Raw genomic sequence first — 18190 nt, forward strand, 5'->3', positions numbered from 1 at the left:
AGCACCTTTATGTTCAAGAAAATCCTGATTGCCAACCGCGGTGAAATTGCCTGCCGCGTGATCAAATCGGCCCGCAAAATGGGCATTGCCACGGTGGCGGTTTATTCCGACGCCGATAAAAATGCTCTGCATGTGCAGATGGCCGACGAGGCCGTGCATATCGGTCCGGCACCCTCCAATCAGTCCTATCTGGTGATTGATAAAATCATCGATGCCTGCAAATCCACGGGGGCGGAGGCCGTCCATCCCGGTTATGGCTTCCTTTCGGAAAATCAGGCCTTTGCCAAGGCGCTTGATGCCGCCAAAATCGCCTTTATCGGCCCGCCGGTTGGCGCGATTGCCGCGATGGGCGATAAGATCACGTCCAAGAAAATCGCATCTGAGGCCGGTGTTTCAACCGTTCCGGGCTATATGGGCGTGATCAAGGACACCGACGAGGCGATCAAAATCGCCAATGATGTCGGCTATCCGGTGATGTTGAAGGCGTCTGCTGGCGGTGGCGGCAAGGGCATGCGCATTGCGCGCAACGATGCCGAATGCCGCGAAGGGTTCGAGCGTGCCACGTCAGAAGCCGCAAGCTCGTTTGGTGATGATCGTGTCTTTATCGAAAAATTCGTCGAAGAACCGCGCCATATCGAAATTCAGGTGCTTTGCGATAAACACGGGCATGGCATTTACCTTGGCGAACGCGAATGTTCGATCCAGCGCCGCCATCAGAAGGTCGTCGAAGAAGCCCCGTCGCCTTTTATTGATCCCGAAACCCGAAAGGCCATGGGCGAACAGGCCGTCGCACTGGCGCATGCGGTGAATTACTGCTCTGCCGGGACGGTGGAATTCATCGTCGACAAGGACAAGAACTTCTACTTCCTTGAAATGAACACAAGGCTTCAGGTCGAACATCCGGTGACCGAACTGGTGACGGGCGAGGACCTTGTGGAATGGATGATCCGCATCGCCAATGACGAAAAACTGACGCTCGCGCAGGATGATGTCAAGCTGACCGGCTGGGCGATGGAAACCCGCATTTATGCCGAGGACCCGTTCCGCGAATTCCTGCCTTCCACCGGGCGTCTGGTGCGGTATCAGCCGCCAGCCGAGAGCGCATCCGTGCGTGTTGATACCGGTGTGTTCGAAGGCGGCGAGATTTCGATGTATTACGACCCGATGGTCGCAAAGCTGGTGACATATGGCGAAACCCGCGATGATGCGATTGCGGAAATGCGGGCCGCCCTTGACGCCTATTACATCCGTGGCATTTCGCACAATATCCCGTTTGTTGCCGCCGTGATGGCCAATAAACGGTTCCAGTCGGGCAATATCACCACCAATTTCATCGCCGAAGAATATCCCAACGGTTTTTCCGCCGATGATCTGCCCAATGATGATCCGGCGATGCTGGTGGTGGTTGCCGCATACCTCAATCAGCGGGTGGCCGAACGCAATGCGCGCGTGACCGGACAGGTCAGCGATCATCCGTTGCAGGTTGCCGAAAGCTGGGTCGCGGTATCGGGCGATGATCACACCGCGTTCGATATCGAAATTGACGGTGTTAACAATGACTATATCGTCGCCATCGGGGACCGCAGCTATGGCGTGTCATCCGACTGGAAAATCGGCGATGCGCTGTTTGTCGGCGAAATTGACGGCGCGCCGGTCTGTGTGCAGATCGACGTCGAAGGGGTGGGCTATCGCCTGTCGGCCAACGGCATCCAGCGCAGCTTCAAGGTGATGCTGCCCCGTGTCGCCGAATTGCAAAAACTGATGCCGTTCAAGGCACCGCCCGATCTGTCAAACTTCCTGCTGTCGCCGATGCCGGGCTTGCTGGTCAAGGTATCGGTGACCGAAGGCCAGACCGTCCAGCCGGGCGAGGAACTTTGCATCCTTGAAGCGATGAAAATGGAAAATGTGCTCAAGGCCGAAAGCAAAGGTGTCGTCAAAAAAATCCACGCCGAGCAGGGCGCGAACCTTTCGGTGGATGCGATCATCATCGAGTTCGAGAAGGACGAATAAGCCGCCTGATCCCTTGAAGGTGCAATAAAAGGTGCTAGTCTTCGGGCCAGCGCCTTTTCCTTTCGGAGCAGAAATCCTATGGGTTGGAGTGCGTCGGTATCCCACCCGCCAGACGCTTCGCTGCGGCAATGGCTTTTGCGCCGTGCAGGGTGAAGCTTTGCGTTAATCCTTCAAGGATCAGGTTAAGCTCGATCTCGTATCCCTGTCGCCCTGTGGCGATGGCGGCTTTGGTTGCGACCTCGACCTTATGGCGTGATAGCAAATCGCGCAGCACCTGATCGCCCGGTGATGCGGCAACGGCGGCGTGGAACAGGCAGCCGTGGCTTGCCTCTGTTTCCATCCAGACACCGACGCGATCAATGATTGCCGAGAGGGCTCTGTCGGGGGCTTCGGGCAAATCGGTAAACAGCAAATCAATGTAGCGCTGATGGCGGTGTTCAAGGGCGAGATGCACCATGTCGGCCCGCGATGGTGTGTATTTATAGAGCGTGCGCAGGCTGACATCGGCGGCTTCGCGCAGGTCGTCAACACTGGGTTCGGCAAAGCCGCCCTTGGCAAAGGCCCGCTCAAGACCGGCGGCGATTTTCAGTTTTGTATCCGTCATGTTGACAAATGTAGAACGTTCCCTTTACCTTGGCAAGTAGAGTAATCGTTCTACATGGAGTAACCAATGACCGATATCCCGACAAAAATGCATGGCGTCGTCCTGACCGGGCACGGCGGGCTTGATAAGCTCGAATGGCGCGAAGACCTGGAAACGCCAACCCCCGAAGCCGGACAGGTCCTGATCAAGGTCGGGGCATCGTCGGTCAACAATACTGATATCAATACGCGCATCGCCTGGTATTCAAAGGCCGTTCGCGGTGCCACGAGCGACGGCAGCGATGCCGGTTTTGGCGAGGATGCCCTTGCCGATGCCACCTGGTCGGGCGGGGCTTTGGCCTTTCCCCATATTCAGGGGGCGGATTGTTGCGGCACGATTGTCGCGGTCGGGCAGGGTGTTGATCCCGCGCGCCTTGGGCAGCGTGTTCTGGTTCGCGCCCTGCAATCCGTTCCCAACGAGGACGGAACACACCGGGTCGAAACATTCGGCAGCGAGACGAACGGGGCCTTTGCGCAATATGCCGTGGTCGCGGATAAAAACGCGATTGCCATCAAATCGGACCTGTCGGACACCGATCTTGCATCCTTCCCATGCGCGTTTTCAACCGCCGAGGGGATTATCCAGCGCACAGGCCTTGGGGCGGAACGCGTTCTTGTAACCGGGGCATCGGGCGGTGTCGGTTCTGCGGCCATTCAGCTTGCCAAGCGGCGCGGGGCCTATGTCGTTGCGGTGTCAAGCGGGTCAAAGGCCAAGGTCCTGCGTGATCTTGGTGCGGATGAGGTTCTTGACCGTGCAGATGAATTGCCGCGCAACCGCTTTGATGTCGTGATCGATCTGGTCGGCGGGCCCCGCTGGCCCGAACTGCTTGAAACCCTTGCTTCGGCTGGTCGGTATGCCACGGCCGGGGCAATCGCCGGGCCGATTGTCGAGCTTGATCTGCGCACGCTTTATCTTAGGGATTTAACACTTTATGGCTGCACCCATCAGGAAGATCGCGTTTTCACCGATCTGGTGAAATATATCGAAAAGGGTGAAATTCGTCCGCTGGTCGCGGAGGTTTACGACCTTCGCGATCTCGCCAAGGCACAGGAAGCATTCGTTGCGAAATCGCATATCGGCAAGATCGGTATTCTTGTCAGCTAGGCTTGGGAAAAGAACCGGGAAATGCGCCGGGGGAACATTCCCCCGGCGTTTTTGTTCCATACCTGTTCGATCCGACGGGTTTGCAACCCCTTTCGAACAGTTGTTGCGCATATTAAATACAGGAAACGGGGCTTTACGGGGATTTCCGGCTGACTTATGGTCGCGGATTGAGGCCGGGTGCTTTCTGCAAGGCCATCCAAGAACAAGAAACGAGGCGTGAATATGTATAAACTGATTGCTTTTGATGGCGACGATACGCTGTGGCATAACGAACCGCTGTTTCGTGACGCCCATATCCGCCTGCGCGAAATGCTTTCCCACTATGTCGATGCTGATACGGTCAATGATCGCCTCTATCAGGCGGAACTGTCCAACCTTTCGATTTATGGATACGGTATTACCGGCTTTACCCTGTCGATGATCGAAACCGCGATTGAGCTTTCCGACAAGAAAATAAGTGCTGCCGACATTCATGAACTGGCCGAAATCGGCAAATCCATGCTACGCGCGCCAACCCGTCTGATTGACGGGGCCGAAGAGGTGCTGCGCCATTATGTCAAACAGTCTGATCGCAAGATCGTCCTGATCACCAAGGGTGATCTGATCGCCCAGCAGCTCAAGATCGAGCGTTCCGGCCTCGAAAGCCTGTTTGCCGGGGTCGAGATCGTTTCGGAAAAAGACCCGCTGACCTATCGCAATATTTTTGGTCGCTATGGTGTGGAGCCGTCCGAAGCCGTGATGATCGGCAATTCATTGAAGTCCGATATCCTGCCGGTGCTTGCGTGTGGCGGGTCGGCGATCCACATTCCCTATGAAATCACCTGGGTCCATGAAATGGTCGATCAGACCGAAATCGACAATGATCATTTCGTGACGGTCGAAAGCATTGCCGAGGTCCCGGAGAATATCGAAAAACTTGAACAGGACCTGCCTGCCTATGGCACGGTCGGGAGTATGGAAAATGTCTGATTGCGCCGGTTCGGAAATGTCGACCGAGGCATCCCTTGCCAATGGCCCCGCGGCAAATCTTGATCCGCAAACAAAGCTGGAACTTGAAGCCGCCGCCTTTCGCGGCCTTGTGCAGCATCTTCAGGACCGCAAGGATGTGCAGAATATCGATCTGATGAACCTTGCCGGGTTCTGCCGCAACTGCCTTGCCAAATGGTATCTGGCGGCAGCGCGTGAACGCGATGTGCCTATGGATTATGATGGTGCGCGCGAGGTCGTTTACGGCATGACCTATGATCAATGGAAAGACAATCATCAGGCCCCGGCAACAGCCGAACAGAAACAGAAGTTTCAGGACACCGCCCATCTGCACGCCAATATCCCCGGCGCGAAGTAAACATCACATCAAAGGATGTTGCCATGACCACCACCGAACCCGACCCGCAAACCGGCACCGGAAACATTTCCGTCCTTGCCCGGATCGAAGGCCGGGTGCAGGGCGTGTGGTATCGCGCCTGGACGGTCGAGGAAGCCCGCAAACGCGATTTGACCGGCTGGGTACGCAACCGTGCGGATGGTACGGTCGAGGCGCTGTTTTGCGGCCCGGTGGCCGGGGTGCAATCCATGATCGCGGCCTGCCATGATGGCCCGACGCATGCGAATGTCACCCGCGTGCATGAAGAACCCGGGCTTGAAGACGGGTTCACCACATTTGAAAAACGCCCGACTGTCTGATTTCGGGGCAGCCTGAGTGGCGCCTTTATCCAATCGCGTCCAAAGCCTTTTTCCGCCCCGATGCAGAAAAAGGCTTTTTCTTTGGTGCGGTGCGGTGGCATGCTCTTGCAATCCTGTCCGGCTGGTCAGATCGCTGTTTTGCGTATCGGGTGTGCGATGGCCGGATCGGGAACCAAACAGGGAGAATAAAACATGAAATTGACGACGAAATCATTTGGCGTTGCTGTTCTTCTGGCGGGTTCGGCCTTTGGTGCGCAGGCCCAGGAACCGGCACAGAATGACGGTTTGAATGCCTCGCTGTGGTATCAGACCTCGGTCGAATATAAAACCACCGCCCTTTCGGTTTATGCAGGCGCGCAGCGTCTTCTCGATGCGGCGATTGGTGATCATGGCTGGACCGCCGCCCTTGAACAGGATGGCAATTATTCGGCCAAGCCGCCCGCGATCATCCTTGATGTTGATGAAACCGTGCTCGATAACTCGGCCTATCAGTCATGGGTTGTGACCGCCAATACGTCTTACAGCTCCAAAACCTGGGCGGCATTTGTCGAAGATGCGATTTCAACCCCGACCCCGGGCGCGCTGGAACTGACCAAGGCCGCGGCCGACAAGGGCGTTGAAGTCTTCTATGTCACCAACCGCAAGGCCGCCGAAGAAGCCGCGACCATCAAAAACCTGCAGGAATATGGCTTCCCTTATGCTGATGCGGATCATGTGATGGTGCGCGGTGAAAAGGAAGAATGGGGTTCGGCCAAGGCCACCCGCCGCGAAGCGGTGGCGGCGGATTTCCGCGTCATCATGATGTTTGGCGATAACTTCGGCGATTTCACCGATGATATCGATGGCACCATCGACGAACGCCTCGAAGTCATGGACAAATACGCGACCTATTGGGGGGAACGCTGGTTCATGCTGCCAAACCCGACCTATGGATCATGGGAATCCGCGGCATTTGGCAATGACTGGAAAAAATCCCCCGAAGCCCGCCGTCAGGACAAGCTTGACGCGCTCAATAGCTGGGGCGGCCCGAAAGAATAATTTCTTTCGCATCTGACGGTAGAAAGGGGGCGTGCCATGATCGGCGCGCCCCTTATTTCATGACCCAGCGGAATGCGCGTTTAAGCTCGGCTGTGCCGTTGTGATCATACCAGCGACCATGCGACATAATCACCCGTTCCGGGTTCCAGTCGATCATCTGATCGACTGCCTTGCGCAGGCTTTCCTTATGCCCGGCAAAGGTCATGCGCATATCACGCGGCGCACATCCATCCGGGTCCATCGAGCCAAACATCCGCACCAGCCACCGCCAGATCGGGCTTTTGATCTTGTGCGCCTCGAAATTCTCGATCAGGTCGGTCAGGATCAGGCTGTTTGATTTCGGGTGATAAAACACGGCCTCGGATAAATAGCCGCCGCGTACCATCACCTGTTTGATTTCATCCGCCCATTCCGGTTCGGCAGTATCGGCCAGTTCGGCATCAAACGATACCGTCATGTCGACCGACTTCGCCCGCTTGATCACACCGGGCGCACAGAAACTTTGCGCAGCCGGATAGGCCGCCTGCCATTCCGGCACACCAGCATAATGGATGGTGTTGGGTGCAATCAGACAGGCAACTTCGCCCAGCGCATCAACACGTGCCTTAAGCTCCGCCGTCAAACGGATCGGTGAATGGACAAACAGCTTCTCTGACGCCAGCCGGATGATCGTCATCCGGGTCGGAAACGGCAATTTCATGCCGAGATACTGAAACCCGATCACCGGGCCGTCAATGATCCAGATTTCGTCCCCAACAGCCTTGGGAACATTCAGCGGATCATAGGTATCAATCGAAAACATCGCAGACCTTTATGGGGTTGGGGGCGCCCATGATGTGGTTTATTTTACGATCTTGCCGGGATTGAGCATACCATCGGGATCAATCGCGTCCTTGATCACACGCAAAAGCTTCATCTTTTCCGGGCTGGCATAGCGCACGAGTTCATCAAGCTTCAGCTTGCCAATGCCATGTTCGGCACTGATGGAGCCGCCAAGATCGGCGACAATGTCGTGGATCAGACGGTTAAGCGTTTCCCAGCAATCGAGAAATGCCTGTTTTTCCATCTCGACCGGCTGGGTGAAGTTGAAATGGATATTGCCATCGCCGACATGGCCAAACGGGCAGGGGCGAATGCCCGGAATCAGATCCCCGGCGGCTGCCATGCCACGTATAAGCAATTCCGGCACCTTGGAAACCGGGACCGACACATCATGCTTGATACTGCCGCCTTCAAAACCTTGCGCCTCGGGGATGCCTTCGCGGATCGCCCAAAGATTGGCGCGCTGGGCTTCGGACTGCGCCAATGCCGCATCGCTGGCAAGGCCGGCCTCAAGGGCGGCTTCCAGAAGGTCGCTTAGGACCTCGTTCAGGTCATCCTTGGGCCGTGACGAGGTCAGTTCGATCATCACATACCAGTCCGAAGGGGCGGCAAGCGGGGCGGATAGCCCCGGCAGGTGTGCCACCGTCATATCATGGGCAAAGCCGCAGATCAGTTCGAACGCGGCAATTGCATCACCGCTTTCGCGCCGTGCGAGTGCCAGAAGGTCAAGGGCCGCATCCGGTCCGGGGACGGCAACCCATGCGGTCGCGACATGGCGGGGCTTTGGAAACAGTTTCAAACTCGCCTTGGTGATAATGCCAAGCGTCCCTTCGGCCCCGATAAACAGATCGCGCAGGTCATAGCCGGTATTATCCTTGCGCAATTTCGAAAGCCCGTTCCACACGCTGCCATCGGGCAGAACAACCTCAAGCCCCAGCACCAGATCGCGGGTATTGCCATACCGGATGACGTTCAACCCGCCGGCATTGGTCGCAAGGTTACCGCCAATCTGGCAGGTTCCCTCCGACCCAAGGCTAAGCGGGAAGATCAGATCACGATCAAGGGCAGCTTCCTGAAGAGTTTGCAGGATCGCACCCGCCTCGACGGTGGCGGTAAAATCGCGCGCATCGATATCAATGATCCGGTTCATCCGTTTCAGGTTCAGGATCACCTCGGCTGCATTGGCAACCGCCCCGCCGCATCGCCCGGTATTGCCGCCCTGGGGCACAATCGCAATGCCATGGGTTGCACAGATCGCGACACATTTGGCGACTTCATCGGTATTGGCGGGATAAAGCACCATGCCCGCGTCGCCTGCAAACTTGCCACGTGCCTCGGCATTGTGCGTGGCCAGTATATCGGCCTCCATGCTCCAGCCTTTCGGGCCAAGGGCATCCTGAAGTTCCTTGATCGCGCTGGCGGGCAGGATGTGCATGGGGGCTGTTTTCCGCTCGGCTGAGGTTGGAAGAATTACGGGGTCGGATGAAGGGTGCGGGGCGCGCTGGCGCGTTTCATCCGGTCATTGATCGCAAGCCCAAGACCGTGATCCGGGATTGGCGCAATCGCGATCCCGTCAAAGCGTGGCTGATCGGCTTCGTGCAGTTTGGCAAACAGGTTGGCGGCGGCCTCGCGGTCATCGCCGGTTTTCGAAAGCCACAGGACCTTGTCAAACCCCTTGGTCACGCAATCGCCGAATGCCAGCAATATTTCATGGCCGTATTTCTTCTGATCCGGTGCCGTCGCATTCAGCCGCACCGGCAATCCCGGCGCATAATGGCTGGTCAGCATTCCGGGGCTTTTGGGCGCGTTGTCATCGGTTTCGGCCATCACGACGTCGCATCCCAGAACTTCCGCCACCTGATCGCGGGTAATCCCGCCGGGGCGGAGCATCACGACGCGGTCGGTGGTCAGGTCAATCACCGTGCTTTCAAGCCCGACCCCGCACGGCCCGCCATCCAAGATCATGCCAATCGCATTACCAAGGGATGCTGCCACATGGGCGGCTGTTGTCGGGCTGATCCGGCCGGATCGGTTGGCCGAAGGTGCTGCAATCGGGCGGCCAACTGCACGCAACAGCGCGCGCGCCATTTCGTGGGCGGGCACACGCACCGCGATGCTTGGCAAGCCGGCGGTGGTCAATTGCGATACATTGCTGTCGGAACGCTTTGGCAAAACAAGCGTCAGCGCACCCGGCCAGAACGCATCGGCAAGCTTATCGGCACGCGCATCGAAAACCGCATGTTTGGCGGCGGCATCGCGATCAGGGAAATGGCTGATCAGGGGGTTGAAGCTTGGCCGTTGCTTGGCGGCAAAAATGCCCGCAACCGCATCGTCATTGGTGGCATCCGCGCCCAGCCCGTAAACCGTTTCGGTCGGAAACGCGACAAGCTCGCCCGCGCGCAACTTGGCCGCGGCCTGCGTCAGGGCACCTTCGGAATAGGGGCGGATCGTCAAAGCCGGGGACATCAAGCATTCCATAAAAAATATAGCTCTATGAAATACCTAGCGATGATAGTCGGGAATGACAAGCTGGAAGCGACTTTATCGCTGTTTGCATTGATCGAATGATCGTCCCGGTTTAGGGTGTCGGTCGCAGGAAGAACCCCATGATTGATCCTGGTTCGCGCGTGGTGCGTGTCAAAGCCTGCATCCTTCATATCCGGCCTGCTGCAAACACCCGCTCAGGCCCTCGGAACGGTGTAATCCATCGCAAGGAGGGCCATTATGCCTTTGCACATGCCATCACTCTCCAAGGCAGCAACGATCCCGACCCATATTGCCGTGCCGCTGGCCCTGATTAATCTGGCTTCGTTTGTTTCGCAGATCATTCAGATCGGCGTGATCGACACACTTCTGCCGCTGGCACTGACCAATGCCGGATTGGGCGAACGGCATGGCGGCATGATGCTGTCGCTTTACTGGATTGCCGATCTGATCGGCGGGTTCTTTGTCGCGGCGATTTTACGTAAAACCCATCCCGTTATCCCGCTTGTCGTCAGTGGCCTGTCGTTTTTCACCCTGATTGTCGTGGTGATGTATGCGCCGCAATCGGCGCTTGTCCTGCCCGCAACCCTGTTTGCCGGGGTGGGGCTGATTTTGCGGTGGGTGGTGTGTGACGGGCTGATCGTGCAACTGGCCCCGCGTGATAAACTGGGCCGGGTGGTTGGTTTTCATGAAACCCTGATGGGGCTTGGCATTGTTCTAGGGCCGATCCTGATCGGCTGGTTTGGATCGGATGCACTCGCCATGTCTGGCATTGCCCTTGTTGCGGCCATCATCCCGCTTTTCTGTGCTGTTGCCATGCCGCGCCTTGAAATGACATCAACCCAGAAGGGCGCGGGGGCAGCATTGCGGCGCTGGATTGATCATTGGGATCTGGTGCTGATTGCCTTTGTCGCGGGGTTTGTTGAAATCTGCTTTTTATCGGTCCTGCCGTTGCAATCGCAACGTGACACCGGCCTTGCCGAAGCTGGTTTGTGGCTGGCGGCGGTCTTTGTGTTTGGCGGCACGATCTGCCAGCCGCTTGTCGGTTATGTTTCGGATAAAAGCGGTCCGATCAAACTGGCTTGGCTGTGCTTTGGTCTGCTTCTGGTTGGCGCTGTCCCCATGGCGCTTGCCGGATATGGCATCATGGCGGCGATCATCCTGTTTGCGCTCGGTGTTGCGGTGGCCGGGCTTTATACCGCCGCTGTCCTGATCGCGGCCAGTGGCCGGGTGAAAGGACAAGGCGCAGGAGGAGGAGCGGGGCAGGGATATCAGGTCGGCGTTCTGGTGATTGTCTCGCAAAGCTATACGCTGGGGGCCATCGTTGGCCCGTCGGCTGGGACGTCGCTTCTGGTGATGATCGGGAACTGGGCCCTGCCGGTTCTGGTCTTGCTGGCGGCGGGGATTTCGGTGCTGTTTTTGATGATGCGCCGGACCACACCTGCACCGGGGCAATAGCCCAGACAGCGCAGAGCCGCCATCAGGATGGCGGCTCCATTTTACGCTCTAGCCCGGCAGTCGCCCTGCAGCAGTGACCCGGACCGCGTCGCCGTGATTCCGGCGGCTATTTACGTCACCTACACGTTGTGTGGCGATAAAGATTGTATAGCAAAAAATACGCTCAAAGTCAATAAAACTGCGGTGTTTCGGTTCTTGAGTGAAAGCAAGGTGATAGCCGGATATCACCGATTTTCTTTCGGTTTTTGCCATCTCCAAGACCATAAAAAAAACTGTCCCAAGGATCATTGATCTTGCATCAGGTCCGCAACGTTTTGGCGTAGCCACATATGTGCTGGATCGTCATTGCGTCTGCGATGCCAAATCTGGCGAAAGGCAAATTGGGGGATATCTATAGGCGGGTGAAATGATACCAACCCGCTAAGGTCATTCTGTACCGAGAGAATGCGCCGTGCCACGGTCAAAATCAAATCGGTACCCTGTACAAGGTCAACCGCAACACGCCAGTGCGGCACAATCGCTACAGTGCGGCGAAATGCGTTTTGACGGCTCAGGGCGGTATCGATTTCATTGGTACTGTCGGCGTGAACGGCTACCAGAATATGCGGGCTCTCCTGATATCGGCGAAGGTCGCACTGTAAAGGATCCGGAAAGCGGCTTTTATCCGCCACACAGATAAAATCTTCCCAGAATAGCACCTGATCACAAATATCAGGCCAGCGTTCGGGAAATACCCCCAACGCCAAATCAATTTCCCCTTCAATGAGTTGTGATTGCATGGTTTCACGCCCGCCCTGACTGATAATCAGATCACAATCAGGCGCTTCGTTGCGCATCACTTTAATCAGACGCGGCAGTAAAAGCGCTGTTGCGTAATCTGACATGGCAAGCCGGAAGGTGCGGCGTGCTGCGGCCGGATCAAACCCCTGTGGCGCCAGCAAAGCCTGGAGCTTCCCTAGAATAGCGGCCAATTCCGGGGCAAGGCTGCGTGCAAACGGCGTTGTTTCCAGCTTGCCGCCCCGGCGTACCAGCAATGGATCATCCAGCAGATCGCGCAAACGCCTTAAGGCGTGGCTGACAGCCGGCTGGCTTTTATGAATGCGCAATGCGGCACGAGAAACATGCTGTTCCGCCAAAAGCGCATCCAGCACCACCAGAAGGTTGAGGTCAATTGACGAAAGATTATTCATGAAACGTATATTGGTTGTTTTGAATACGAATTTCCATTCATCATTTGAATGATAGATACCATCACGCATACGCATTCCAAGTTTGGGAAACATCGTTATGCAAAATATGTCGTCATTCCTGTTGATCTTTTTCGCCATTCTGGCTGGGGCTTTTGTCCCGTTTCAGGCCGGGAGCAATGCCACCCTTGGCCGTATGTTGGGGCACCCCTTATGGGCAACACTGGTGTCGCTTGTGATCAGTATCGCCATTATCATTCCTGTGATGATGGCTTTTAAGGTATCCCTCCCGACATTTTCCGAAACCACCAAAGGGCCTTGGTGGATATGGGTAGGAGGTGCCGCAGGGGTTGTTTATATCACCGCAGCGCTTTTGCTGGCGCCCAAGCTTGGCGCGACCAGTTTCATTATTGCGGTGATTGCCGGCCAAATGATTGCGTCCCTGTTGATCGATCATTTCGGATTGGTCGGTTTGATGCCAAAGCCGTTAAATCTGCTGCGCATTTCTGGGGTTGTCATGATCCTTGCCGGGTTGGTTATCACCCAGCTTGGCAATCAACCGTCCCGCATTACTTCAAGCCCCGAAAAATCAACGCTTTTGCGCTAGAGCACGTCCTGTCATAGGTATGCAAGCATATAAAACAGATCGGGCAGCAAGTTTGGATGCTGCCCGATCTGTTTTATACTCACAATTTTTGGGTGAAGGGCTGAGATGACCATGGCTGCACAAAGAAACTCATTGACTTCACGTCGCGGTGTATCCGTCTTTATGTGGCCTTGTGACAATGAAGTTGCGGCGTAAAACACGGCAAGTCAGTCTTGATGCGTCACCGGCACGGACGGGCTGCGTGCGATGAAGAACGGATTGCGGAAATCGGCCTTGCCATAGGCAAACCGGCTCCCGTCCATATTCTCGACCACACCACCGGCGGCCGCCAGAACCGCATGACCGGCCCCGATATCCCATTCCATGGTCGGGCCAAGGCGGGGGTATAGGTCGGCCACCCCTTCGGCCAGAAGGCAGAGTTTAAGCGAACTTCCCGCCGGGCGCAGTTCCTTGACCGCGAGGTCGCCCAGAAACGCCTTCATCGCCTCGGGATCGCCATGCGAACGCGAACCGACGACGACTACCCCGTCTTCGGGCATGTCGCGCACCGTGATGGCGCGGGTTGTGTCATCAATATCGCCATTGCCTTCAATCAGCTTCGCCCCATCCGGCCCGCCGTAATAAAGCTTTTCAATTGCCGGGGCATAAACCACGCCCAGAACCGGGACGCCCTTGGCAATCAGGGCGATATTGACGGTGAATTCGCCGTTGCGTTTGATGAATTCCTTGGTCCCGTCCAGCGGATCCACCAGCCAGAAGAAATCGGTATCCCCGTTCACATCGGGAATGTCACCCGCTGCTGCACTTTCCTCGGACACGATTTTGACATCGGGGGTCAGGGCGCGAAGACCGGGCAGGATCACCGCCTCGGCGGCGTCGTCGGCCTCGGTCACCGGGGATGTGTCATCCTTGGACCGGACTTCGAAATCGGTGTCATAGATTTTCATCATGGCGGCACCGGCGCGGCGCGCAATTTCAATCAACCCGTTTTCAAGGGCACTGGCATCGGCCGGAAGGGCAATCGTCATGGCAATCTCGTCTGGTTAATCTTTTGCGTGCAAAGGGCATAGGGAATTTTGCCCATCACGTCCAGTAAGACCGTCCCACTATGGCGAGATCACGTTCACTTTCCTGTTCACGTTCATCATCGCCATCGCCATCGCCTCTCATCAGGCCATATGCCCGGTCACGCCGGTTGACCGATCCGAAACCGGTTGCGATAGCGGGCCGGGGGCACGTGGGCGATATCGCGAAACGCGATGCGAAATGTTTCCATCGACTGGAACCCGCATTGCTCGGCAATGTCACCCAGCGGCAAACTGGTTTCTTCAAGCAATTTCATCGCCCGCAATACCCGTTCACGCCGCAGCCATTTAAGCGGCGCCATGCCGGTGCCTTCGCGGAAACGCCGTAAAAACGTTCTTTCGCTTAGTCCCGAAAAGTTGGCCATTTCGCCGATTTCAATCGGTTCGGCCAGTTTGCCGCGTGCCCAGTCCAGAACGGCTGCAATCGATTTGCCCGGTCGTTCCTGCACAGGTGCTTCGACATATTGCGCCTGTCCCCCATCACGATGGGGCGGCATCACCAACCGCCGTGCGACCACATTGGCAACCTGCGCGCCATGATCGGACCGGATCACATGCAAACAGGCATCAATCCCCGCACTGCTGCCCGCCGATGTGATGATCTGGCTGTTTTCGACATATAAAACATCATCGACAATCTCGATATCGGGATACATCGCGTGCAGCCGGTCGGTATATCGCCAATGCGTCGTCGCCCGCCCGTTTGCCAGCAACCCGCTTGCCGCCAGAACAAACACGCCCGAACAGATGCTTACCAACCGGCATCCGCGGGCATGAGCACGCCTTAACGCATCACAAAGTGCCACATCGGGCATCACATCCGCCCCGCGCCAGCCGGGGATGATCACGGTGTTGGCCTGATCAATCAATTCGATCCCGGCATCGGTCGCCACCCGAAATCCGCCCATCGCCCGGATTTCCGGGTCAATTCCCGCAATCGAACAGCGATACCACGGAAAATCAAACTCCGGTCGGGGCAGGGCAAATGCCTCTAGGGCGATGCCAAATTCAAATGTGCAAAGCCCGTCATAGGCCAGCACCACAACATGATGCAGGGCGTCGGTTGGTTTGATATCTGCGGCACGATGATCGGGCATGACCGGATTTGATTCCGTTAAAATGCGGTTTGGCGAAAAATTACCGAATAATGGCATTTTGGCCACTATCGAAAAAAATGGCAATCGTTACGATCATCCCATTACCCATGATGATTGAAAACGGAGCCACTCGAATGAAAAGCCTGATCAATGAAATCAACCCCGCACCGTCGCATATTGCACGCGCCCATTTTGATGCGATGCTGCAATTTGAAACCGATTGCTGGGATACTCATGCAAGCATGCAATCCGGGGCCGATGATTTCATTCTTGTCGATGTCCGGTCCCCCGCGCTGTATCACGGTGGCCATATCGAAGGCGCGATCAATATCCCGCACGGCAAGATGACCGAACGCCGCATGGCCGAATATCCCGCCGGTAAAACCTTTGTGGTTTATTGCGCCGGTCCGCATTGCAATGGTGCCAACAAGGCCGCCTGTCGGCTGGCCGCCCTTGGCCTGCCGGTCAAACTGATGATTGGCGGTGTGACCGGTTGGATCGACGAAGGGTTCAACCTGACGGAACCGGTTGCCTGATCTGACGGTAACCATCGCTAATACTGGCCGACAGGATCGCTGCCTGTCGGCCCATCCTATTCTTTGCCACCGGATCGCACCAATGACGTCATCACCAGTGCCATATGAAATCCGCACCGCAGTCCCTGATGATCTGCCCCGTCTGATTGACCTGATTGCCGATCACGCGGATTTTGAACGCCAGAAGGTCAATCGCGCCCATCTGGCCGAAAACCTGCCCCGATATCTGTTTGGCGCGGATGCCCGCCTGAGCGTGATGGTGGCGGGCAGGGGTGGGCAGCTGGTCGGCTATGGTGCGGCCAGTATCGAATTTTCAACATGGAAGGCCGCCTGCTTCCTGCATCTGGATTGTCTTTACCTTGCGCCGCAAAGCCGTGGGGCCGGGCTTGGCGCGCGAATGCTGGCCGCGTTTGAAAATCTGGCACGTCAGCAGAACCTTGGCTGGATGGAATGGCAAACGCCCGACTGGAATATCGATGCTGCCCGGTTTTATGAACGCAATGGGGCACGGGCCCTGCCAAAGCTGCGCTTTGCGAAAACGCTGTCCCACATCCCTAGCCGGTGATCGATTTCTTTAACGCCGCCATCAAATCATCATGCAATGCCAAATGCCCCGGCAGGATCGGGCCATCATCGCCGGTCGGTGAAATACCGGGTTCAATCCTGTTTCGGGCAAGATCGGGCAACAGATTTTCGGTCAGTTCAACCAGGGTGATCGCGGTCGGGACGTAGCCGGTTTGCGCAATCTCGTTCCACGCATCCGCATGGTCATGGCTTGCGAAAAACGGGCAATATCGGGTGCCATCATTGCCGGGGCACAACAGCCAGCCTTTGTCATAAAGCCCCCAAACCCCTTCCCACGCGATCACGCTTTCAATGAAGTAACGATAGCGTCCTTCACGGGCATTGATGTTGTCCGATCCTGCAATGCTCATGACATCGGGGTCGGTTGCTGCCAGAAATCCTTGGGCGAGATGTCCTTGCCCGATATGCCGCGCGTGACAAACCGTTGTGCGCGCATGCGATCCGACCAGTGATCCGTCGAAAGCCCGGCCTTGCGTTTCAATTGTGCCACGAAATCCGCCGGATCAGGCAATTGCTCCCAGACTTGAGGCAGGAACAAGCCACGATGATTGCCATCCGACAGGATAATGCCATCCTCATCGGGTGTCAGTTTGGCGATCAGATCGGCCTCGTTTTCAAACGGAAAATCACGCGGCGGGGAGAGGGCCGAGATGGATAATTCCAGATCGTCATTCAATTCATCTTGGCGAAGGCCCGGAAAGCGCGGGTCGCCAAATCCGGCCTTAAACGCATTTTCACACAGATCCGTGGCCAGATCCCGATGCGCCATCACCGATCCTATGCAGCCACGAAGCTGGCCGGATTTCTTTAATGTCACAAAACACGCGCCCGGTGCCAGAAGGGCCGGGGAAACCGATGCCGGATCAATGCGAAGCGGCCCGCCATGCGTGATCCCGTGCCAGATCGATTGCCGTGCAAGGTCAATCATCTCCGCCCCGTGGTCGGCCAGAAGCTTTTCGGTCATGCCGACAAAGCCGCCTGATGATTTGCTCGTCTTTTCATCCTCGCGCATATCCGCTGATCCCGCATAAACCGCCCACGCGCCATAGCCGACAACGCGCGATTTATCGCCCGTCACATCGCCGGAATTACACATGCCAAGTGTCCTGATCCGCATACCGCGTTTGCGTGCCGACATCAACATGCCCGCCACTGGCAAGGCACCACACGCATCCCCGCTTGTGATGCTTTCGGCGTCAAACCGCTCGATCATCACGCGCGTATTATCGTCGATGCGCTTGGCGGTGTCGTAATCATGAAAATGCGACAGATCCGATGAAATCACGATCAGGGTCTCCGAACCGCCCCAAAGGGCTTCGATCACCTCATGCACCTGCCGTGCGCTGCATCGGCTGACCAGCAGGGGCACAATGCCGATATCGGCATCTTCGCCAAACAATCGCTGGATAAACGGCAATTCGATCTCAAGCCCGTGCTCAAGCCGATGCGCCTCGTCAAGAACCTGCACCTGTGGCCATGCAAGGGCCGCCTGCAACCCTGCCAGATCACAGAGCACATCGCCAAGCGGTGTGGCAAACCCGTCCGCCTTGGCAATCGCAATCCCCTGAAACGCCATGCGATGCGCCGGGCCAATGATCACGATCCGTTTGACCGTACCCTTTAACGCCCGAACGGTGGCAAAACCCAGACCGGCAATCGCCCCTGAAAACATCAGCCCGGCATGGGGCACAATGATCGCCTTGGGGATTGGTGTATCATTCTCTGTCTGGCTCTCGACCGCCGCATGGATCAATCCGTCAATCTCGCTGCGCAACATATCGGGTGCAGCGGGATAAAACGTTCCGGCAATGGCGGGCGGGCGGATAATCGTCATTACGCTTCCAATGATGG

The 18190-nt window shown here is 56.7% G+C and carries 19 protein-coding genes; 10 read left to right on the forward strand and 9 right to left on the reverse strand.

Annotated features, from left to right (window positions below; genetic code table 11):
• The first annotated feature begins 9 nt into the window (after positions 1–9).
• Entirely contained in the window at positions 10–2010 is a 2001-nt protein-coding gene (gene accC / locus P8T57_RS15680; RefSeq protein WP_341363611.1) for an acetyl-CoA carboxylase biotin carboxylase subunit, read from the forward strand.
• 76 nt (positions 2011–2086) lie between these two features.
• On the opposite strand, the gene P8T57_RS15685 is transcribed toward accC, so the two are convergent.
• Positions 2087–2614 (reverse strand): TetR family transcriptional regulator, encoded by a 528-nt coding sequence (locus P8T57_RS15685; protein WP_063093740.1) that lies wholly within the window; start codon positions 2612–2614, stop codon positions 2087–2089.
• A gap of 66 nt (positions 2615–2680) precedes the next feature.
• On the opposite strand from P8T57_RS15685, the gene P8T57_RS15690 reads away from it, so the two are divergent.
• The 5 genes from P8T57_RS15690 to P8T57_RS15710 all read left to right on the forward strand — a co-directional run bounded on the left by P8T57_RS15690 (position 2681) and on the right by P8T57_RS15710 (position 6478).
• Positions 2681–3757: an alcohol dehydrogenase family protein gene (locus P8T57_RS15690; RefSeq protein WP_341363612.1), complete on the forward strand. Its 1077-nt coding sequence runs from the start codon at positions 2681–2683 to the stop codon at positions 3755–3757.
• Positions 3758–3979: 222 nt separating this feature from the next.
• A complete protein-coding gene (locus P8T57_RS15695; RefSeq protein WP_341363613.1) occupies positions 3980–4726 on the forward strand; it encodes an HAD family hydrolase in 747 nt (248 codons plus the stop codon).
• On the forward strand, positions 4719–5102 hold the full coding sequence (locus P8T57_RS15700; RefSeq protein WP_341363614.1) for a DUF1244 domain-containing protein: 384 nt from the start codon (positions 4719–4721) through the stop codon (positions 5100–5102). Before P8T57_RS15695 ends, P8T57_RS15700 begins: the two co-directional genes overlap by 8 nt.
• A gap of 23 nt (positions 5103–5125) precedes the next feature.
• Entirely contained in the window at positions 5126–5440 is a 315-nt protein-coding gene (locus P8T57_RS15705) for an acylphosphatase (protein WP_341363615.1), read from the forward strand.
• A 192-nt stretch (positions 5441–5632) separates the two neighbouring features.
• Positions 5633–6478 carry an HAD family acid phosphatase gene (locus P8T57_RS15710; protein ID WP_114095331.1) on the forward strand — a complete coding sequence of 282 codons (846 nt, stop codon included), beginning with the start codon at positions 5633–5635 and terminating at the stop codon, positions 6476–6478.
• 52 nt (positions 6479–6530) lie between these two features.
• Here P8T57_RS15710 and P8T57_RS15715 read toward each other — a convergent pair whose 3' ends face one another.
• From P8T57_RS15715 to P8T57_RS15725, 3 genes are read right to left on the reverse strand one after another with little or no spacing between them, the layout of a single operon-like run.
• A complete protein-coding gene (locus P8T57_RS15715) occupies positions 6531–7280 on the reverse strand; it encodes a DUF4336 domain-containing protein (RefSeq protein WP_341363616.1) in 750 nt (249 codons plus the stop codon).
• 39 nt (positions 7281–7319) lie between these two features.
• Entirely contained in the window at positions 7320–8735 is a 1416-nt protein-coding gene (locus tag P8T57_RS15720; RefSeq protein WP_341363617.1) for an FAD-binding oxidoreductase, read from the reverse strand.
• Between the two features lie 35 nt (positions 8736–8770).
• Positions 8771–9766 (reverse strand): L-threonylcarbamoyladenylate synthase, encoded by a 996-nt coding sequence (locus tag P8T57_RS15725; RefSeq protein ID WP_341363618.1) that lies wholly within the window; start codon positions 9764–9766, stop codon positions 8771–8773.
• Between the two features lie 258 nt (positions 9767–10024).
• Here P8T57_RS15725 and P8T57_RS15730 point away from each other — a divergent pair, with 258 nt between their 5' ends.
• On the forward strand, positions 10025–11242 hold the full coding sequence (locus P8T57_RS15730; protein ID WP_341363619.1) for an MFS transporter: 1218 nt from the start codon (positions 10025–10027) through the stop codon (positions 11240–11242).
• A 284-nt stretch (positions 11243–11526) separates the two neighbouring features.
• On the opposite strand, the gene P8T57_RS15735 is transcribed toward P8T57_RS15730, so the two are convergent.
• Entirely contained in the window at positions 11527–12570 is a 1044-nt protein-coding gene (locus P8T57_RS15735; RefSeq protein ID WP_341363620.1) for a LysR substrate-binding domain-containing protein, read from the reverse strand.
• Between P8T57_RS15735 and P8T57_RS15740 the strand changes: the two genes are divergently transcribed.
• Positions 12530–13036, forward strand: a complete 507-nt coding sequence (locus P8T57_RS15740) for a DMT family transporter (RefSeq protein ID WP_341363621.1) — start codon at positions 12530–12532, stop codon at positions 13034–13036. The two genes, P8T57_RS15735 and P8T57_RS15740, sit on opposite strands and share 41 nt — an antisense overlap.
• A 206-nt stretch (positions 13037–13242) precedes the next feature.
• Here P8T57_RS15740 and cysQ read toward each other — a convergent pair whose 3' ends face one another.
• Both cysQ and ftrA read right to left on the reverse strand, forming a co-directional pair.
• A complete protein-coding gene (gene cysQ, locus P8T57_RS15745) occupies positions 13243–14064 on the reverse strand; it encodes a 3'(2'),5'-bisphosphate nucleotidase CysQ (protein ID WP_341363622.1) in 822 nt (273 codons plus the stop codon).
• Between the two features lie 158 nt (positions 14065–14222).
• Positions 14223–15218 carry a transcriptional regulator FtrA gene (ftrA, locus tag P8T57_RS15750; protein ID WP_341363623.1) on the reverse strand — a complete coding sequence of 332 codons (996 nt, stop codon included), beginning with the start codon at positions 15216–15218 and terminating at the stop codon, positions 14223–14225.
• Between the two features lie 134 nt (positions 15219–15352).
• On the opposite strand from ftrA, the gene P8T57_RS15755 reads away from it, so the two are divergent.
• Positions 15353–15754, forward strand: coding sequence for a rhodanese-like domain-containing protein (locus P8T57_RS15755; protein WP_341363624.1), 402 nt, complete (start codon positions 15353–15355; stop codon positions 15752–15754).
• Between the two features lie 82 nt (positions 15755–15836).
• On the forward strand, positions 15837–16319 hold the full coding sequence (locus tag P8T57_RS15760; RefSeq protein WP_114095340.1) for a GNAT family N-acetyltransferase: 483 nt from the start codon (positions 15837–15839) through the stop codon (positions 16317–16319).
• Here the strand turns inward: P8T57_RS15760 and P8T57_RS15765 are convergent.
• Entirely contained in the window at positions 16309–16689 is a 381-nt protein-coding gene (locus P8T57_RS15765; protein ID WP_007091448.1) for a DUF2750 domain-containing protein, read from the reverse strand. The two genes, P8T57_RS15760 and P8T57_RS15765, sit on opposite strands and share 11 nt — an antisense overlap.
• On the reverse strand, positions 16686–18173 hold the full coding sequence (gene amrB, locus P8T57_RS15770; protein ID WP_341363625.1) for an AmmeMemoRadiSam system protein B: 1488 nt from the start codon (positions 18171–18173) through the stop codon (positions 16686–16688). Before amrB ends, P8T57_RS15765 begins: the two co-directional genes overlap by 4 nt.
• Between the last annotated feature and the right edge of the window lie 17 nt (positions 18174–18190).

This window comes from Thalassospira sp. SN3W (assembly GCF_038070535.1).
GTDB lineage: Bacteria > Pseudomonadota > Alphaproteobacteria > Rhodospirillales > Thalassospiraceae > Thalassospira > Thalassospira xiamenensis.

What these genes read in the sequence shown, in the direction of transcription:
- cysQ (WP_341363622.1), bottom strand. Translation starts at nt 14,064, where the DNA reads ATGACGATTGCCCTTCCGGCCGATGCCAGTGCCCTTGAAAACGGGTTG.
- P8T57_RS15685 (WP_063093740.1), bottom strand. Translation starts at nt 2,614, where the DNA reads ATGACGGATACAAAACTGAAAATCGCCGCCGGTCTTGAGCGGGCCTTT.
- P8T57_RS15740 (WP_341363621.1), top strand. Translation starts at nt 12,530, where the DNA reads ATGCAAAATATGTCGTCATTCCTGTTGATCTTTTTCGCCATTCTGGCT.
- P8T57_RS15735 (WP_341363620.1), bottom strand. Translation starts at nt 12,570, where the DNA reads ATGGCGAAAAAGATCAACAGGAATGACGACATATTTTGCATAACGATG.
- P8T57_RS15720 (WP_341363617.1), bottom strand. Translation starts at nt 8,735, where the DNA reads ATGCACATCCTGCCCGCCAGCGCGATCAAGGAACTTCAGGATGCCCTT.
- accC (WP_341363611.1), top strand. Translation starts at nt 10, where the DNA reads ATGTTCAAGAAAATCCTGATTGCCAACCGCGGTGAAATTGCCTGCCGC.
- P8T57_RS15700 (WP_341363614.1), top strand. Translation starts at nt 4,719, where the DNA reads ATGTCTGATTGCGCCGGTTCGGAAATGTCGACCGAGGCATCCCTTGCC.
- P8T57_RS15725 (WP_341363618.1), bottom strand. Translation starts at nt 9,766, where the DNA reads ATGTCCCCGGCTTTGACGATCCGCCCCTATTCCGAAGGTGCCCTGACG.
- P8T57_RS15690 (WP_341363612.1), top strand. Translation starts at nt 2,681, where the DNA reads ATGACCGATATCCCGACAAAAATGCATGGCGTCGTCCTGACCGGGCAC.
- P8T57_RS15715 (WP_341363616.1), bottom strand. Translation starts at nt 7,280, where the DNA reads ATGTTTTCGATTGATACCTATGATCCGCTGAATGTTCCCAAGGCTGTT.
- P8T57_RS15730 (WP_341363619.1), top strand. Translation starts at nt 10,025, where the DNA reads ATGCCTTTGCACATGCCATCACTCTCCAAGGCAGCAACGATCCCGACC.
- P8T57_RS15705 (WP_341363615.1), top strand. Translation starts at nt 5,126, where the DNA reads ATGACCACCACCGAACCCGACCCGCAAACCGGCACCGGAAACATTTCC.
- P8T57_RS15755 (WP_341363624.1), top strand. Translation starts at nt 15,353, where the DNA reads ATGAAAAGCCTGATCAATGAAATCAACCCCGCACCGTCGCATATTGCA.
- P8T57_RS15710 (WP_114095331.1), top strand. Translation starts at nt 5,633, where the DNA reads ATGAAATTGACGACGAAATCATTTGGCGTTGCTGTTCTTCTGGCGGGT.
- P8T57_RS15765 (WP_007091448.1), bottom strand. Translation starts at nt 16,689, where the DNA reads ATGAGCATTGCAGGATCGGACAACATCAATGCCCGTGAAGGACGCTAT.
- amrB (WP_341363625.1), bottom strand. Translation starts at nt 18,173, where the DNA reads ATGACGATTATCCGCCCGCCCGCCATTGCCGGAACGTTTTATCCCGCT.
- ftrA (WP_341363623.1), bottom strand. Translation starts at nt 15,218, where the DNA reads ATGCCCGATCATCGTGCCGCAGATATCAAACCAACCGACGCCCTGCAT.
- P8T57_RS15695 (WP_341363613.1), top strand. Translation starts at nt 3,980, where the DNA reads ATGTATAAACTGATTGCTTTTGATGGCGACGATACGCTGTGGCATAAC.
- P8T57_RS15760 (WP_114095340.1), top strand. Translation starts at nt 15,837, where the DNA reads ATGACGTCATCACCAGTGCCATATGAAATCCGCACCGCAGTCCCTGAT.